Here is a 17,059-nt window from a genome sequence, read left to right on the forward strand (position 1 = left end):
CACCCGCTAGTAAAATGTCACACACCACATTAGGGAGTCATCCATGTCCCACGCGCCCACCCCCGCGCCCCGCCACACCGCCGGCCACGACACCCGCACCCACCCCTGGCGCGGAATCATGGTCGCCACCACCCTCCCGCTGCGCGAGGACCTCACCGTCGACCACGACGCCTACGCCGAACACGTGGCCTGGCTGATCGAGGCCGGCTGTGACGGCGTCGTCCCCAACGGCTCCCTCGGGGAGTACCAGACGCTGACCGACGAGGAGCGGGCCCGGGTCGTCCGTACCGCGGTCGAGGCCGCCGGGGACGGCTCCCGCGTCATGCCCGGCGTGGCCGCGTACGGCAGCGCCGAGTCCCGCCGCTGGGCCGACCAGGCCGCCGAGGCCGGAGCGGGCTCCGTACTCCTGCTGCCCCCCAACGCCTACCGCGCCGACGAGGAGGCCGTACGCGCCCACTACGCCGAGGTCGCCCGCGCCGGGCTGCCCGTCGTCGCGTACAACAACCCCATCGACACCAAGGTCGACCTGACCCCGGCCCTGCTCGCCCGCCTGCACGCCGACGGCAGCATCGTCGCCGTCAAGGAGTTCAGCGGGGACGTCCGCCGCGCCTATGAGATCGCCGAACTCGCCCCCGGTCTCGACCTGCTCATCGGCGCCGACGACGTCCTCCTCGAACTCGCCCTCGCCGGAGCCGTCGGCTGGATCGCCGGCTACCCCAACGCGCTTCCGGCCTCCTGCGCCACCCTCTACCGGGCCGCCGTCGCCGGAGACCTCGCCACCGCCCTGCCGCTCTACAAGTCCCTGCACTCCCTGCTGCGCTGGGACTCCAAGACGGAGTTCGTCCAGGCCATCAAACTGTCCATGGACCTCGCCGGCCGCCCCGGCGGCGGGACCCGCCCGCCGCGCTTCCCGCTCACGGGGGAGACCGAGGCCGCCGTGCGCGCCGCCACCGAGAAGGCCCTCGCCGAGGGCCACAAGTAGCCAAGCCTCAACTCATCGCCCATTGGGGGGACATGATGCGCACGCGCCACATCTACCACGCGGTGGACTCGCACACCGAGGGCATGCCGACCCGGGTGATCACCGGCGGGGTCGGGGTGATACCCGGCGCCACCATGGCCGAGAAGCGGCTGCACTTCATCGAGCACATGGACCACGTCCGCACCCTGCTCATGTACGAGCCGCGCGGCCACTCCGCGATGAGCGGCGCCATCCTGCAACCCCCCACCAGGCCCGACGCCGACGCCGGCGTGCTCTACATCGAGGTTTCGGGCCTGCTGCCCATGTGCGGGCACGGCACGATCGGGGTGGCCACCGTCCTGGTCGAGACCGGCATGGTCCCCGCCGTCGAGCCGGTCACCACGGTCCGGCTCGACACCCCGGCCGGCCTGGTGAGCGTGGACGTGCGGGTCGAGGACGGCGCGGCCACCGCCGCCACCCTCACCAATGTCCCCGCCTTCTGCGTCGGGCTCGGCCTGAAGGCCGATGTACCCGGCTATGGCACGGTCACCTATGACATGGCATATGGCGGTAACTTCTACGCCTTCGTCGAACTCGAAGACCTCGGCCTCCCCTTCGACCGCTCCCACCAGCAGGAGCTGCTCACCGCCGGACTCGCCGTCATGGACGCCGTCAACGCCTCCGGCGACCGCCCCGTCCACCCCGAGAACCCCTCCATCGCCGGGCTCAAGCACGTCTACCTCGCCGCCCCCGGCTCCGACGCGCACCGCTCCCGGCACGCCATGGCCATCCACCCCGGCTGGTTCGACCGCTCACCCTGCGGTACGGGCACCAGCGCGCGGATGGCCCAGCTGCACGCCCGGGGACTCCTGCCCCTCGGCGCCGACTTCGTCAACGAGTCGTTCATCGGCACCGAATTCACCGGCCGCCTGATCGAGGAGACCACCGTCGGCGGGCTCCCGGCCGTCGTCCCCACCGTCACCGGGCGGGCGTGGATCACCGGGACCGCCCAGTACTTCCTCGACCCGACCGACCCCTTCCCCGGAGGGTTCCTGCTGTGACGTCCGTACGGACCACCGACTACCACACCGCCGGCGAGCCGTTCCGGATCGTCGACCTCACCTCCGACGCGATCGCCCCCGCCCCCGGCGACACCGTCTCCGAGCGCTGCGCCACCGCCATCGGACCGGGGGGCTCCGGGACGGCGCCGCGCCGCGGCGCGCTGGACGACGTACGGCGCCTGCTGGTGCAGGAGCCGCGCGGACACGCCGGGATGTACGGCGGGTTCGTCGTGCCCCCGGACGACGACGGGGCCCACTTCGGGGTGCTGTTCTGGCACAAGGACGGCTACTCCACCGCCTGCGGCCACGGCACCATGGCCCTCGGAGCCTGGGCCGTGGACACCGGGCGGGTCGCGGCCCCCGACGAGGGGGACGTCCAGGTGCGCATCGACGTACCGTCGGGCCGGGTCGGTGCCACCGTCCACCGGGACGCGGGCCGCACCACCGGCGTCACCTTCCGGGGCGTCCCCGCCCGGGTCGGGGCCCGCAAGGTCCCGGTGGCCACCACGTTCGGCATGGCGGAGGCGGACATCGCGCACGCCGGGGCCTGTTACGCCTCGGTCGCGGCGCGGGACCTCGGGCTGGAGGTCTCCCGCGCGGCGCTGCCCGCTCTGGTGCGGGCCGGGCAGGAGATCAGAGCCGCGCTGGCCACCCACCCCGCGACCTGGCATCCCGACGGACCATTGTTCTCCGGTGTGTACGGTGTGACGCTCTACGAAGAGTTGCCGGACACCCCCTTCGGCCCGCACCAGCGCAACGTCACCGTGTTCGCCGACGGGCAGATCGACCGCTCGCCCTGCGGCTCCGGCACCTCGGCCCGGCTCGCACTGCTGGCCGAGGACGGGCGGGTCGGCGCGGGCGAGGACCTCCTGCACGAATCGGTCGTGGGCACGGTCTTCACCGGCCGGATCCTGGCGGACGGGGTCACGGAGGTCACCGGTACGACGTACCGCACCGGCGAACACACCTTCACCGTCGACCCGTTCGACGCCCTCGGCGCGGGATTCCCGTGGTGATGTTCCCTCAACTCGGGGCCCAGGAGATGGCCGCGCTCCTCACCCCGGCCCGGACGGCCGACGCCCTGGCCGAGGCCCTGCGGGCCGGGCTGGATCCGGAGACCTGCCCGCAGCGGACCGCCCTGGCCGTGCCCGGCGGCGAGCTGCTGCTGATGCCGGCCGCCTCCGGGACGTACGCCGGGGTGAAGATCGCCGGGGTCGCGCCGGGCAACCCGGCACGCGGACTGCCCCGGATCACCGGCAGTTATCTCCTCCTCGACGGTCCCACCCTGCGCCCGCTGGTCCTCCTCGACGGCGCGGCCCTGACCGCCCTGCGTACTCCGGCCGTGTCCGCCCTGGCGCTGCGCTACCTGGCCCCCGCCGGGCGCCCGCTGCGGCTGGTGCTCTTCGGGTCCGGGCCGCAGGCGTACGGGCACCTGGAAGCGGTGCTCGCCGTACGGGAACTGGCCGAAGCGGTGATCGTGGCCCGCGACCCGGCGGGCGCCGAGAAGCTCGTCGCGCACGCCCGCGGTCTCGGCCTGTCCACCGTGACCGGTGCACCCGAGGACGTGGCCGACGCCGACCTGGTGATCTGCTGCACCACGGCCCGGGAGCCGCTCTTCGACGGGCGCCTCGTCGGCCAGGCGGCCACGGTCGTGGCGGTCGGCTCGCACGAACCGGACGCCCGTGAGCTGGACACCGCCCTCGTGCGGCGCGCGGCCGTGTACGTGGAGTCGCGCGCGGCGGCGCTGCGCGAGGCGGGGGATCTGTTGCTGCCGGAGACGGAGGCTGGGACCCCCAGCGGTAGCTCGGCGGTGATCGGGCCCGGTCATATCACCGGCACCCTCTCTGACCTGGTCGCCGGACGAATGCCGATGAGGGGGGCGCCAAGTTGTCCACAGGTCTTCAAGAGCGTCGGGATGGCCTGGGAGGATCTTGCCGTGGCGGTCGCATTGTTCCAGGCCGCCGGGGCGAGCAGCGCAACGTGACATTGTACGCTGTTCCTCTGCGATTTTCGGAGGAAATGCTATGGGTGACCTGAAGCAGCACAGTCTCATCAAGGCCCAGGAACGGCTCCGCGACCAGGTCGGTCATGCCCTCCGAGCAGCCCTGATAGCGGGTGAGCTGCGCCCCGGGAACGTCTACTCGGCACCGGGGCTGGCAGCCGAACTCGGAGTCTCCGCGACGCCGGTGCGCGAGGCGATGCTCGACCTGGCCCGCGAAGGCCTGGTCGAGCCGGTCCGGAACAAGGGTTTCCGGATCACCGAAGTCAGCGAGCGCGACCTGGACCAGTACGCCGAACTGCGCCAGCTGATCGAGGTGCCCACCATCGGTGTCATCGCCCAGATCGCCCCGCGGGAGAAGCTGGAGGCGTTGCGGCCGATCGCCGAGGAGATCGTCGTCAACGCGCGCGAGCACAATCTCATCGGCTATCTGGAAGCCGACCGCCGCTTCCACCTCACCCTGCTCGGCCTCGCGGGCAACGAGCGGCTGGTGGAGACCGTCGGTGAACTGCGCAAGCGCTCGCGGCTCTACGGGCTGACCGGGCTGGACGCGGCCGGCCTGCTGGTCGCGTCCGCGCAGGAGCACCTCGAACTGCTCGACCTGCTGCTGGAGCACGACACCCCGGGTGCGCAGGCCTGCCTGACACGTCATCTCGGGCATGTGCGCTCCTTGTGGGCGCGGGGTCGTGACGAGCCCCCGTGGAGCGACGAACCCGTGCTGGGTTCCAAGTACACGGTCTGACGCACGCGGTGGTGAGTTGGGGCCCGGATCGCCGATCCGGGCCCCAACTCGCGTTCATCTGAAGCGTTTTGGACACGGCTGGGTAACAGCGGTGCCAACCCCTTGTCAGTACAATTTCACATTACTATGTTACCGGTCACACCCTAAAGCGCGGCCCTTCACTGGAGTGACCCATGACCAAGCGCACCCAACTCGCCCTCGCTACCGCCGTGGTGGCAGCTCTCGCACTCGGCGCCTCGGGCTGCTCCGACACCGGGAAGGGCACGGGGGCCGGTCCCTCCGCCTCGAATCCCGCCGCCGCCAACGACGGCAAGACCCTCGGTGGCACTCCGGTCAGGGGCGGCACGCTCACGGTCCTGTCCAACCAGGACTTCGCCCACCTCGACCCGGCCCGCAACTGGGTCATGCCGGCGATGGACTTCGGCACCCGGCTGCTCTACCGCACGCTCGTCACCTTCAAGGCCGAGCCCGGCAAGGCCGGCAGCGAACTGGTCCCCGATCTCGCCACCGACCTCGGCACCCCCTCCAACGGCGGCCGCACCTGGACCTTCACCCTCAAGGAAGGCGTGAAGTACGAGGACGGGTCGCCCATCAAGGCCCAGGACATCAAGTACAACGTCGAGCGCTCCTTCGCGCCCGACCTCACCGGCGGCGCCGACTACGCGGCCCAGTACCTGGCCGGAGCGGACGGCTACAAGGGTCCCCTCCAGGGCAAGCACCTCGACTCGGTCAAGACCCCCGACGACCGCACGATCGTCTTCGAACTCAAGCGCCCGGTGGCCGAGTTTTCCGCGACCGCCACCCTGCCGACCTTCGCGCCCGTCCCCCAGTCGCAGGAGAAGGGCACCCAGTACGACGCCCGCCCCTTCTCCTCCGGCCCGTACAAGATCGAGACGTACGACCGCGACAAGAAGCTCGTGCTCGTCCGAAACGAGCACTGGGACCCGAAGACCGACACCGTGCGTAAGGCGTACCCGGACAAGTTCGTCGTGGTCATGGGCCTCAAGGGCGGTCAGATCGACGACCGCATCATCGCCGGCGAGGGCGCGGACGCCTCCGCCGTCCAGTACTTCGACATGCGGCCGGAGAGCGCCCCCAAAGTGCTGCCCAAGCCCGACGTCAAGGCGCGGTTCCTCGCGGAGTCCCAGGGCTGTACCGAGATGCTCCACCTGAACAACTCCCGCGCCCCCTTCGACGACCCCAAGGTCCGCGAGGCCATGCAGTACGCCGTCGACAAGGAGGCCGTGGTCACCGCGGGCGGCGGCCCGGCCCTCAACGAGGTCGCCACCGCCTACCTGCCTCCCGCCCTGTCCGGAGGCAAGCAGGCCGACACCCTCAAGATCGCCCCGGCGGGGGACCCCGCCAAGGCCAAGGAGCTCCTGAAGGCCGCCGGCAAGGAGAAGCTGAAGGTCTCCCTCTCCGTCTCCACCGGCGACAAGGGCAAGGCGGAGGCCATCCAGCAGGGCCTGGCCCGCGTGGGCATCGAGGTCGTCATCGACACCGTCGACCCGGGCGCGTACTACGACGTCATCGGTGACATTTCCACCACCCCCGACATGACCCTGGCCGGCTGGTGCCCCGACTACCCCTCCGGCTCCACCTGGATCCCCTTCGTCTTCGACGGACGCACCATCAAGGAGAAGGGCAACCAGGGCAACTACAGCCAGTTCCGCGACGAGGCGACCATGAAGCGGATCGACGAGATCAGCGCCATGGCCGACGCGACGCAGGCCAACCAGGCCTGGATCGAACTCGACGCGGCCATCATGGCCAAGTCCCCGTCCGTCCCCGTCCTGCTGGAGCGCAAGCCGCTCCTCGTCGGCCCCAACATCGCCGGTGCGTACGGCCACCCCATGTGGACCGGCACCATCGACTACGGGACCGTAGGCCTCAAGGACCCGTCGAAGAGCCAGGGCTGAGGAAGCCGGAGGCCTTCGACATCATGACCACCACCGCACCGGACGCCGCCGAACCGGGCGCCGCCCACGAAGCGGCCGGGGACGGCGCACCGGCCAAGGACGTCCTCCCGGGCAGCAGCCCCTGGCAGCTCGCCCGGCGCGAACTGCGCCGCCGCCCCGCCGTCCGTGTCAGCCTCTGCGTCGTCCTGCTCTTCGTCCTCATGGCCATCGCCGCGCCCTGGCTGGGCGCGCTCGGCGGCTGGTCACCGCAGGAGTTCGACAAGACCGCCGTCGACCCCTACCTCGGGGGGCTGCCGCTCGGCCCGTTCGGCGGGATCAGCCCCGACCACTGGCTCGGCGTCGAACCCGTCACCGGCCGCGACCTGTTCGCCCGCGTCGTCCACGGCGCGCAGGTCTCCCTCCTCATCGCCTTCGCCGCGACCGCCATCGTGGTGCTCGTGGGCACCTCCGCCGGCATCGCGGCCGGCTACTTCGGCGGCCGCGTCGACGCCGTCCTGTCCCGGCTGATGGACCTGACCATGTCCTTCCCCTCGCTGATCTTCATGATCGCGATGCTGTCGGTGGCCAAGGACGTCAACCGGATCGTCCTCATGACCGCCGTCATCGGCGTCTTCGGCTGGCCCGGCGTGGCCCGCGTCGTCCGCGGCCAGACGCTCTCCCTCAAACACCGCGAGTACGTGGACGCCGCCCGCGTCGGCGGCGCCGGCTCCTGGAGGATCCTGACCCGCGACATCCTCCCCGGCGTCTCAGGCCCGGTCATCGCCTACACCACCCTGCTCATCCCCGGCATGATCAGCACCGAGGCGGCGCTCAGCTACCTCGGCGTCGGCGTCCGCCCGCCCACCCCGTCCTGGGGCCAGATGATCGCCGAGTCCGTCGCCTTCTACGAGACCGACCCCATGTACTTCGTCATCCCGAGCTTCTTCCTCTTCCTGGCCGTGCTCGCTTTCACCTTGCTCGGTGACGCACTGCGCGACATCCTCGACCCGAGGGGCGGCCGTACGTGATCCTCTACCTCGCCCGCCGGCTGCTCGCCCTGGCCGGAGTGCTGCTCGCCATCGCCGCCGTCACCTTCCTGATCTTCTACGTCCTGCCCTCGGACCCGGCCGCCGCGGCCTGCGGCAAGACCTGCAGCGCCGAACGGCTCGCCGACGTACGGGTCTACCTGGGCCTCGACCAGCCCCTGTGGCGACAGTTCGGCGACTTCCTCACCGGCATCTTCACCGGGCGCACCCTTGGCACGGGACAGTACGCCGTCACATGTGACTTTCCCTGCCTCGGTTACTCGTACGAGAACTCCCTGCCCGTGTGGGACCTGCTGATGGACCGGCTCCCCGTCTCCGCCTCCCTCGCCGTCGGCGCCGCCGCGCTGTGGCTCGTCCTCGGCCTCGGCGCCGGAGTCACCGCCGCCCTGCGCAAGGACACCGCCACCGACAAGGCCCTGATGGTCGGCGCGGTCGCCGCCGCCTCCCTGCCCGTCTACTTCACCTCCGTCATGCTCATCTACGGAGTCATCCGCATCGCGGGCCTCCTGCCCTACCCCACCTACCAGGCCTTCACCGACAACCCGCTCGCCTGGGCCGCCAACCTCCTGCTGCCCTGGACCGCCCTCGCCCTGCTGTACGCCGCCATGTACGCGCGCCAGAGCCGCGGTTCGATGATCGAGGCGATGGCCGAGCCGTACATCCGCACCGCCCGCGCCAAGGGCATGCCCGAGCGCACGGTCGTCGTCAAACACGGACTGCGCTCCGGGATGACCCCGATCCTCACCATCTTCGGCATGGACCTCGGCGGGCTCCTCGCGGGCGCCGTCATCACCGAATCCATCTTCGGCCTGCCTGGCATCGGCCGGCTGTTCTACGGCGCACTCGTCAGCGCCGACCAGCCCGTGGTGCTCGGCGTCACCCTCCTCGCCGCCTTCTTCATCGTCGTCGCCAACCTCGCCGTCGACCTCCTGTACGCCGTCATCGACCCGAGGGTGAGGTACTGATGGCCGCCCTGCTCGAAGTACGCGATCTACGTGTCACATTCACCACACCACGTGGCACCGTGCGCGCCGTCGACTCGATCGGATTCACCGTCGAGGCCGGCCGCACCCTCGGCATCGTCGGCGAATCCGGCTCCGGGAAGTCCGTCACCTCCCTCGCCGTCATGGGCCTGCACCGCGACGGGGCCGAGGTCAGCGGCTCGGTCGCCCTCGCCGGACGGGAACTCACCGGCCTCGGCGAAAAAGAGCTGTCCAAGATCCGCGGCCGCACCATGGCCATGATCTTCCAGGACCCGCTCAGCAGCCTGCACCCCTACTACACGGTCGGCGAGCAGATCGCCGAGCACTTCCGGGTGCACTTCAAGGCCGGCCGGGCCGCCGCGCGCAAACGGGCCGTCGAGATGCTCGGCGAGGTCGGCATCCCCGAACCGGCCCGCCGGGCGGGGGAGTACCCGCACCAGTTCTCCGGCGGCATGCGCCAGCGCGCGATGATCGCCATGGCCCTGGCCTGCGAACCCGAACTGCTGATCGCCGACGAGCCGACCACCGCCCTCGACGTCACCGTGCAGGCGCAGATCCTGGAGCTGATCGCCCGCCTCCAGCAGGAGCGCGGCCTCGGCGTCGTGATGATCACCCATGACCTGGGTGTGGTGGCCCGCGTGGCCCACGAGGTGCTGGTCATGTACGGGGGCCGGGCCGCCGAACAAGCCCCGGTCGACGAGCTGTTCGCCGACCCCGCCCACCCCTACACCCAGGGCCTGCTCGACTCGCTGCCCCGACTCGACACCCCCGACGACGAACCACTGGCCTTCATCCCGGGCTCCCCGCCCTCACTGCTCGCACCCGCCCCGGGCTGCGCGTTCGCCCCCCGCTGCCCAAGGGCGGCCGAGCCCTGCGACGACGTACGGCCGCAGCAGCAGCCGTACGGTGACGGGCCCGCGCGTACGGTCGCCTGCCACTTCGCCGGAGCCCGCAGCGCCGAGGAGGCCGCCAGATGACCGAGTCCGTCGAGACCGCACAACCGTTGCTCTCCGTCCGTGACTTGACCATGACCTTTCCCGGCAAGCGGTCGGCGGCCGGGCGCCGGGGGGCGCCCGTACGCGCCGTGGACGGCGTCTCCTTCGACCTGGCGGCCGGTCAGACCCTCGGTCTGGTCGGCGAGTCCGGCTGCGGCAAGTCCACCACCGGCCGGATGCTGGTGCGGCTCCTGGAACCCACCTCCGGCAGCGTCGCCTTCGAGGGCAAGGACATCAGCCGGATGTCCCAGGGCGCCCTGCGCCCGCTGCGCAAGAACATCCAGATGGTCTTCCAGGACCCGCACTCCTCCCTCAACCCCCGCCAGACCGTGGCCCGCATCATCTCTGACCCGCTGCTGGTACAGGGCTGGAGCGCGACCGACGCCCGTCGCCGGGCCGCCCAGCTGATGGAACTGGTCGGGCTGATCCCCGAGCACATCGACCGCTACCCGCACGAGTTCTCCGGCGGCCAGGCGCAGCGCATCGGCATCGCCCGGTCGCTGGCCACCAGCCCCCGGCTGGTGATCGCCGACGAGCCGGTCTCCGCCCTAGACGTCTCCGTCCAGGCGCAGATCGTCAACCTGATGGAGCGGCTGCGCGCCGAACTGGGCCTGGCCTACGTCTTCATCGCGCACGACCTGTCGGTGGTCAAACGGGTCAGCGACCGGGTCGCGGTCATGTACCTCGGCCGGATCGTCGAGATCGGGGACAAGAGGTCCCTCTACGAGAACCCCCAGCACCCCTACACCCGGGCGCTGTTGTCCGCCGTCCCGCTGCCCGACCCGGCGGCGGAGCGGCGGCGCGAGCGGATCGTGCTGCTCGGCGACCCGCCGAGCCCGGCCGCACCGCCACCGGGCTGCACCTTCCACCCGCGCTGCGCCATGGCACAGGAGATCTGCCGCACCGAGCGGCCGCTGCTGCGGACCGTCGCGTCGCGTGAGGTGGCATGTCACCTGGTGTAGGCGAAGACGCCCCGGAGACTGACGGGGATTCGGGGAAAGAAGAGGGGCTCCGGAGACAATGGCGTCCCCGGAGCCCCTTCCCGTGCCGCGCGGCTCAGGCCAGTTCGCGGCGGAAGAACTCCAGTTCCAGCGCCATGACCTTCTCCCGGGTCCCGCCCGGGGACATGTGCGTGACACCGGGCAGGGCGAGGAGCTGGTGCGGGCGGCCCGCGTCCGTCAGCGCCCGGGACAGGCGCAGCGTGTGGGACGGGTGGACATTGTCGTCGGCCAGGCCCGTGGTCAGCATCAGCGGCCGGACGAGCTTCGGTGCGTCGGCGATCAGGGAGTCCCGCTCGTACACCTCGGGGTGCTCCTGGGGCAGGCCCAGATAGCGCTCGGTGTACGCCGTGTCGTAGTGCCGGAAGTCGGTCGGCGCCGCCCCGGCCGCCGCCGCGTGGAAGACGTCCGGGCGGCGCAGTACGGCCAGCGCCGACAGGTAGCCGCCGTAGGACCACCCGCGTACGCCGACCCTGCCGAGGTCCAGGTCCTGGTGGCGTGCTCCGAGCGCCTGGAGCGCCGCGACCTGGTCCTCCAGGGTGACCTCGGAGAAGCCGCGGTACATGGCGTGGGTGAAGGCGGGCGAGACGTACGGGGTGCCCCGGTTGTCGATGGTGACCACCGCGAAGCCCTGGTCCGCCCACCACTGCTTGGCCTGCCAGCGGCGGGGCTCGGCGCTGACGTCCTGGTATCCGGGTCCGCCGTAGCCGTCCACCAGCACCGGCAGCCGGCGGCCGGGGACATGGCCGCGCGGAAGCACGAGGGCGGTGGGTACACCGTGCTCGGTGACACGCTCCAGGACGGGGACGACCCGGTAGGGCAGCGGCTCGGACAGGTCGGCCGGGCTGTACTCCCGTCCCTCGGCGGTGCGTACGGTACGCCGGATCCCGTCGGCGTCGGCCGAGGTCAGCAGCAGCGCACCGGCCGAGGCCCGCACGCTGTGGACGCCGGGCCCGTCGGCGAGCGGGGTCAGCTCCCCGGTCGCGGGGTCCAGCAGCAGCACCTGCTGCTCGGCGGGGTCGCGCTGCCCGGCCTCGATCAGCAGCAGGCCGTCGTGCACGCCGGCCACCCGGCGGACCTGGACGCCGTCGCCGGTGAGCAGTTCGCCGTCCACCGCGAGGGCGCGGGCGGCCCCGCCGGGGGTGTCGGCGGCGGTCAGCATCCGCCCGTCGGGCAGCCGCGCCGGGGTGCCGGGGACGAGCGGGTCCACCCACTGGGGGTGCGTGGTGCGGGACAGCTCCGTCGTACGGCCGGTCGCCGGGTCGGCGCGGAGCAGTACGACATTGCGCTGTAGCCGGTCCTGAACGGTCAGCAGGATCTCCTCGGCGGACTCCCAGCCCGCGTCGGAGACGTACGGGTAGGTCTCGGCGTCCCAGTCGAGCCGCAGTCGGGTCCCGTCCTCGCGCAGCACCCACAGCTCGACCCCGGCGTTGGGCCCGCCCGCCTCGGGGTACGCGAAGTCCTCGGCCGGGAGCTCCGGGTGCGCCGGGTCGGCGAACCAGCGCCGGGGCAGGGCGCTCTCGTCCACGCGGGCGGCGAGCAGAGTGACCCCGTCCGGGGACCACCAGTGGCCCCGGGCGCGGCCGAGTTCCTCGGCGGCGGCGAACTCGGCGAGTCCCCAGCGGGCCCCGTCGGCCGGGCTGACCCGGCCGCCTGGAGTGACGTACAGGGCGTCGTCCGTGACGTACGCGGTGCGCGAGCCGTCGACGTTGGGGCGCGGATCAAGGGCGGGCCCGGCGGCCGGGAGTTCCACGGGCTGTTGTCCGACCGGTCGGCCTGCACCATCACATGTGACGCTGTAAAGCCGCCCGTAGAGCGGGAAGACGGCGACGCGCCCGTCCCCGGAGAGCGCGTACGAGCCGATCCCGGCGGCGGTGAGGCGTATGCGCTCGCGCAGTCGGCGCTCGGCGACGGGCAGCTCGCCGGGCTCGGGGCACAGCACGCGAGGGTCGGCAAGCCGGGTCTCGGCGCCGGAGGCCGTGTCGAGGACCCACAGGCTCTCGAGGGCGTCGGTCGGCCCGGTCGATCGCAGGAACCAGAGGAGGCGGCCCTCGTCCCCGAAGGACAAGGCGCGCGGGGCGCCGTAGGTGAACCGGGCCGTGCTTGCGGAGAGCCTCAGAAAGTCATCCATGATCCCACAGTGTGACATGTGAAATGTCACATCTCCTAGCCCATTCGAGTGGTGACCCCAGAGCCCCGGGCTTAGCGTCGAGAGGGTGGACGGGAACGCATCGCCGACCAGAAACGGAACCGAGGGCAAGCTTCGAGGCAGCGGAAACGGGCTCGCGCTGTTCGTCATCGCCTCGTGCCAGCTCATGGTCGTGCTCGACATCACCATCGTGAACATCGCGTTGCCGCACATCCAGACCGCACTCGACTTCTCCACCGAGAGCCTCTCCTGGGTCGTCAACGCCTACACACTCACTTTCGGCGGGCTGCTTCTCCTCGGCGGCCGCACCGGCGACATCCTCGGTCGGCGGCGCGTCTTCATCTTCGGCGTCCTGCTCTTCGGCCTCGCCTCACTGCTGGGCGGATTCGCCCAGAACGCGGGCCAGCTGATGGCCGCCCGCGCCCTCCAGGGAGTGGGCGGCGCCATCGCCTCCCCGACCTCGCTCGCGCTGATCACCACCACCTTCCGCGAAGGCCCCGCACGCAACAGGGCCTTCGGCGTCTTCGCCGCCGTCTCGGCCGGCGGCGGCGCGATCGGCCTCCTCGCGGGCGGCATGCTCGTCGAATGGCTCGACTGGCGCTGGGTGCTCTTCGTGAACGTCCCCATCGCCGTGCTGATCGCCCTGCTCGCCGCGAAGGTCCTGCGCGAGTCCGAACGCCACCCCGGGCACTTCGACTTCACGGGCGCGCTGCTCGGCACCTGCGGCATGGTCGCGCTCGTCTACGGCTTCATCCGCGCGTCCCAGGAAGGCTGGCGGGACGGGCTCACGCTCGGCTCCTTCGGAGCCGCCGTGGTCCTGCTCGCCCTGTTCGTCTTCAACGAGCGGCGCTCGCCGCAACCGATCACCCCACTGCACATGTTCGCCGACCGCAACCGGGCCGGCACGTACGGGATCATGCTGTTCCTCGCGTGCGCGATCTTCGGCATGTTCTTCTTCCTGACGCTGTTCGTGCAGAACGTCCTCGGCTTCAGCCCGCTCCGGGCGGGCCTCGCCTTCCTGCCGGTCAGCGCCATGATCGCGGTGGCGGCCGGTGTCGCCTCGCAACTGCTGCCGAAGTACGGGCCCAAGCCCTTCATGGTCACCGGCGCACTGTGCTGCGCGGCCGGACTGGCCTGGTTGACGCAGACCGACATCCACTCGACGTACGCGGGCAGCATCCTCGGCCCGATGCTCGTCTTCAGCACCGGCATGGGCCTGCAGTTCGTCTCGCTCACCCTCATGGCCCTGTCGAACGTGCCCGACCGCGAATCGGGCGCCGCCTCCGGCCTGCTCAACACGATGCAGCAGGTCGGCGGTTCGCTCGGCCTGTCCATCCTGGTCACCGTCTTCGGCACCGCCAGCCGCAAAGAGGCGCACACGCAGGTGCCGGCCTTCCTGCGGACGGCGAACCCGCAGGAGAGGGCGTTCTTCGCGCGCACCGGGCAGCTCCCGGACCCGTGGGGCGATCAGGTGCTGACCTCCGGCGTGAGCGCGGCCTTCATCGTGGCGGCCCTGTTCACCCTGGTCGGCGCGGTGATCGCGCTCTTCGCCATCCAGGTCCGCCCGTCGGACCTCGCGCGTCTCCAGGGCAACCACACCCCGGCGCCCGTCCGGAAGGGCACGGGCCGGTAGGGTCGGATGATCACCGAACCGGGGGGAACCAGTGTCCAGATCCACCATGATCAGATCCACCATGCGAGGTGCGGCGGCCACGGTCGTGACCGTTGCCCTGGCCGCCTTCACCGTGTCCTGCACGGAGAACGCGGAACCGAAGCCCCAGTCGGCGGCATCGACCTCCGCCGCACCCTCCGCACCACCCTCCGTACCCTCCGCATCCGCCGCGTCCGCCGCCCCGAGCGCCACCGCGCCCGGTACCGAGCCGTCCCCGGCCCCGAGCCTCCCGAGCGCCGCGGCCACCTCCACCGAGCTGCCGGCCGAGAAGGTCCGGGACGCGTTCGCCGGCCTCCAGGCCACGCTGAACGACTCGTGCACCCCGGGCAACTGCGCCTACTTCCTCGGGCGGGTCTACGACGAACTCCACCGGATGGACCGCGCGATGAAGGCGGACGCCAAGGGCCCGGGCCACTTCCCGGAGCCGATCGCCCTGATCGCGAAGCTCGACAAGGAACTGGCCGGCGACCGGTCGTTCGAGAACCTGAAGAAGCACCAGACGTCGCTGATCGGCACCCGCGACAAGATCAACACCTGGATGCAGGGCCACCCCGACGACTACCGCTAGATCGCCCGCGCCGAGCTGCGAAAGGGCCGCGCGCAGTCTGGCTCCGTCGGCGTGGGGGTCGGCCCGCGGGGCCGGCCACGATCCGTCCGCGAAGGCCGGGTCCACGCGTGCCCGGCCCCGCCGGAGGCGGGTGACGGGCCGCCGGGCGCACGTGGCGACGTAGGGGCGCGCCAGTGGGTCCAGTGGAAGCCGTACGGGGCGAGGGCGAGCCGCCCGGCCTCGCTGCCCCAGCCGCCGCGCGGGGGCGGGCCCGTGGCAGACCCGCCCGGCCAGTCGGGCCACCCGTTCGAACGGGTCGAGCAGCGCGCCCACCGCGTCGGCCAGGTCGTCGGGCAGGGCCGTCAGGAAGCGGACGACGAAGAACCGGCCCAGTCGGCTCCGCAGCCGCTCGGGGCCGGAGAGCCGGGCAGGCGCACGCGCGGTGGGCGGCGTGCGTACGGGCACAAACGGGCCGGAATCTCCTCGGCCATCGGCCCATGATGACCGGACGGCGGCTACGCGTCCACGCGGCGGATCCGGCAGCGCGAGGGACCCGCCGTCCGCAGGGTGATGCCCGCGCTGACCGGGATCTCCGTGTCCACGGCCTCGAACTCGTAGGTGCGCAGGATCATCGCCAGCGCGATCACGGACTCCAGCATGGAGAAGTGCTGCCCGATGCAGGCGCGCGGGCCGCCCCCGAAGGGGAACCAGGCGTAGCGGGGGCGGGCTGCCTCCGCCTCCGCGGTGAACCGGTCGGGGTCGAAACGGTCCGGCTCGCTCCAGTAGGCGGGGTGGCGGTGCGTCACCCAGGGGGCGATGATCACGTCGGCGCCCGCGGGGATGGTGTGCTCCCCGATCCTGGTGGCGGCCACGGCCTTGCGGCCGATCACCGGGGCGGCCGGGTAGAGCCGCATGGCCTCCTTGAGCACCTGGGTCAGGTACGGGAGACGGTCGAGGTCGGCGGCCTGCGGCGTACGGTCGCCCAGCACGCGCACGATCTCCTCGCGCGCCCGGGCCTGCTCCTCGGGGTGACGGCCGAGCAGGTGCAGGGCGAAGGCCAGGGACGTGGCCGTCGTCTCGTGCCCGGCGAGCAGGAAGATCAGTACCTGGTCGCGCAGTTCGGTGGCGTCGAAGGCGTCGTCGTCCGCGCTCTGCGCGGCGGCGAGCATCGTCAGCAGGTCCTCGCCGTCGTGCTCGCCCTCCGCCGCGCCCGCCCCGCGTCGCCGCTCCGAGATGATCTTGTCGCAGACGGCGTACAGCTCGTCCATCGCCGCGGCGGCCCGCCGGTTGGCGGGCGTCGGCCAGCTGCGCGGGATGTTGGCGGGGGAGTAGCCGCGGCGCAGCACGTACTCCGTGATGACCGGAAAACACCGGTCGACGACATCGACGGTCGCCTCCACGTCGGTGCCGAAGAGGATCCGGGCCACGGCGCGCAGAGCAAGGCGCATCATCTCGTCGGAGACGTCGACGATCCCGTCCGCGGCCTTCCCCCAGGCGGCCGTGGTGGCCTCCGTCTCGGCCGCCACGGCCGCGGCGTAGCCGTCCACCCGCCTCCGGGTGAACAGGGGCTGGACCAGCCGGCGCTGACGCAGGTAGTCCTCGTCCTGGCTGGTCAGCAGGCCGTTGCCGAAGGAGTCCCGGACCTCCTGGTAGAAGGGGTTGTCCTTGCGGAAGTTGGCCGAATCCGTGGCCAGTACCCGCTGGGCGCCCTCCGCCGAGAAGACGCAGTACAGCTCGGCGCGCAGCCCGGGCGGGCCGGCCGTGATCCGTACGACGTCACCGTGCCGTTGCTGGGCCCGCAGATACGTGCCGAGCGAGTCCGATTTCAGGTCGAAGAGCGATCCGAGCAGCGGGACCCCCTCCAGGCCGGGAATCTCCGTACCCACGCCTGTTTCCGTCCCTGTTTCCACTGCCATGACCGCCCCCTGGACACCGTACCGATGACCCGATTGTGCCGGGCCCCGCCGCGGGCGGCGAGGGCCATGAGCCGTCCGGCCGAAAACCGACG

General features: G+C 71.6%; 15 protein-coding genes. 13 read left to right on the top strand and 2 right to left on the bottom strand.

Translation table 11 applies throughout. The features are described from left to right. The first annotated feature begins 43 nt into the window (after positions 1-43). The 10 genes from ACWDYJ_RS03165 (at position 44) to ACWDYJ_RS03210 (ending at position 10,647) form a co-directional block, all read left to right on the top strand. Positions 44-982 carry a dihydrodipicolinate synthase family protein gene (locus tag ACWDYJ_RS03165; RefSeq protein ID WP_451563714.1) on the top strand — a complete coding sequence of 313 codons (939 nt, stop codon included), beginning with the start codon at positions 44-46 and terminating at the stop codon, positions 980-982. 35 nt (positions 983-1,017) lie between these two features. Then, positions 1,018-2,022 (top strand): proline racemase family protein, encoded by a 1,005-nt coding sequence (locus tag ACWDYJ_RS03170; protein WP_451563750.1) that lies wholly within the window; start codon positions 1,018-1,020, stop codon positions 2,020-2,022. After that, on the top strand, positions 2,019-3,038 hold the full coding sequence (locus tag ACWDYJ_RS03175; RefSeq protein WP_451563715.1) for a proline racemase family protein: 1,020 nt from the start codon (positions 2,019-2,021) through the stop codon (positions 3,036-3,038). The genes ACWDYJ_RS03170 and ACWDYJ_RS03175 overlap by 4 nt, the downstream gene beginning before the upstream one ends. Next, positions 3,038-4,006: an ornithine cyclodeaminase family protein gene (locus ACWDYJ_RS03180; protein WP_451563751.1), complete on the top strand. Its 969-nt coding sequence runs from the start codon at positions 3,038-3,040 to the stop codon at positions 4,004-4,006. Before ACWDYJ_RS03175 ends, ACWDYJ_RS03180 begins: the two co-directional genes overlap by 1 nt. A gap of 40 nt (positions 4,007-4,046) precedes the next feature. Next, positions 4,047-4,763 carry a GntR family transcriptional regulator gene (locus tag ACWDYJ_RS03185; protein WP_451563716.1) on the top strand — a complete coding sequence of 239 codons (717 nt, stop codon included), beginning with the start codon at positions 4,047-4,049 and terminating at the stop codon, positions 4,761-4,763. Positions 4,764-4,936: 173 nt separating this feature from the next. Further along, complete coding sequence (locus tag ACWDYJ_RS03190) at positions 4,937-6,682, top strand: ABC transporter substrate-binding protein (RefSeq protein WP_451563717.1); 1,746 nt, start codon at positions 4,937-4,939, stop codon at positions 6,680-6,682. Positions 6,683-6,705: 23 nt separating this feature from the next. Next, the gene (locus tag ACWDYJ_RS03195; RefSeq protein WP_451563718.1) at positions 6,706-7,689 is read left to right on the top strand and encodes an ABC transporter permease; all 984 of its coding nucleotides are present in this window, start codon (positions 6,706-6,708) and stop codon (positions 7,687-7,689) included. Beyond that, positions 7,686-8,672: an ABC transporter permease gene (locus ACWDYJ_RS03200; protein WP_451563719.1), complete on the top strand. Its 987-nt coding sequence runs from the start codon at positions 7,686-7,688 to the stop codon at positions 8,670-8,672. Before ACWDYJ_RS03195 ends, ACWDYJ_RS03200 begins: the two co-directional genes overlap by 4 nt. Then, a complete protein-coding gene (locus ACWDYJ_RS03205; protein ID WP_451563720.1) occupies positions 8,672-9,667 on the top strand; it encodes an ABC transporter ATP-binding protein in 996 nt (331 codons plus the stop codon). Before ACWDYJ_RS03200 ends, ACWDYJ_RS03205 begins: the two co-directional genes overlap by 1 nt. Then, complete coding sequence (locus tag ACWDYJ_RS03210; protein ID WP_451563721.1) at positions 9,664-10,647, top strand: ABC transporter ATP-binding protein; 984 nt, start codon at positions 9,664-9,666, stop codon at positions 10,645-10,647. Before ACWDYJ_RS03205 ends, ACWDYJ_RS03210 begins: the two co-directional genes overlap by 4 nt. A 94-nt stretch (positions 10,648-10,741) precedes the next feature. Here ACWDYJ_RS03210 and ACWDYJ_RS03215 read toward each other — a convergent pair whose 3' ends face one another. Beyond that, on the bottom strand, positions 10,742-12,814 hold the full coding sequence (locus ACWDYJ_RS03215; RefSeq protein WP_451563722.1) for a prolyl oligopeptidase family serine peptidase: 2,073 nt from the start codon (positions 12,812-12,814) through the stop codon (positions 10,742-10,744). A gap of 85 nt (positions 12,815-12,899) precedes the next feature. Between ACWDYJ_RS03215 and ACWDYJ_RS03220 the strand changes: the two genes are divergently transcribed. The 3 genes from ACWDYJ_RS03220 (at position 12,900) to ACWDYJ_RS03230 (ending at position 15,552) form a co-directional block, all read left to right on the top strand. Continuing rightward, complete coding sequence (locus ACWDYJ_RS03220) at positions 12,900-14,465, top strand: MFS transporter (protein WP_451563723.1); 1,566 nt, start codon at positions 12,900-12,902, stop codon at positions 14,463-14,465. A gap of 46 nt (positions 14,466-14,511) precedes the next feature. Beyond that, the gene (locus ACWDYJ_RS03225; RefSeq protein WP_451563724.1) at positions 14,512-15,072 is read left to right on the top strand and encodes a hypothetical protein; all 561 of its coding nucleotides are present in this window, start codon (positions 14,512-14,514) and stop codon (positions 15,070-15,072) included. Positions 15,073-15,324: 252 nt separating this feature from the next. Further along, the gene (locus tag ACWDYJ_RS03230) at positions 15,325-15,552 is read left to right on the top strand and encodes a hypothetical protein (RefSeq protein ID WP_451563725.1); all 228 of its coding nucleotides are present in this window, start codon (positions 15,325-15,327) and stop codon (positions 15,550-15,552) included. Between the two features lie 14 nt (positions 15,553-15,566). Here the strand turns inward: ACWDYJ_RS03230 and ACWDYJ_RS03235 are convergent, their stop codons facing one another. Beyond that, a complete protein-coding gene (locus tag ACWDYJ_RS03235) occupies positions 15,567-16,967 on the bottom strand; it encodes a cytochrome P450 (RefSeq protein WP_451563726.1) in 1,401 nt (466 codons plus the stop codon). Positions 16,968-17,059: the final 92 nt, after the last annotated feature.

This window comes from Streptomyces sp. NPDC003042, from assembly GCF_053591315.1.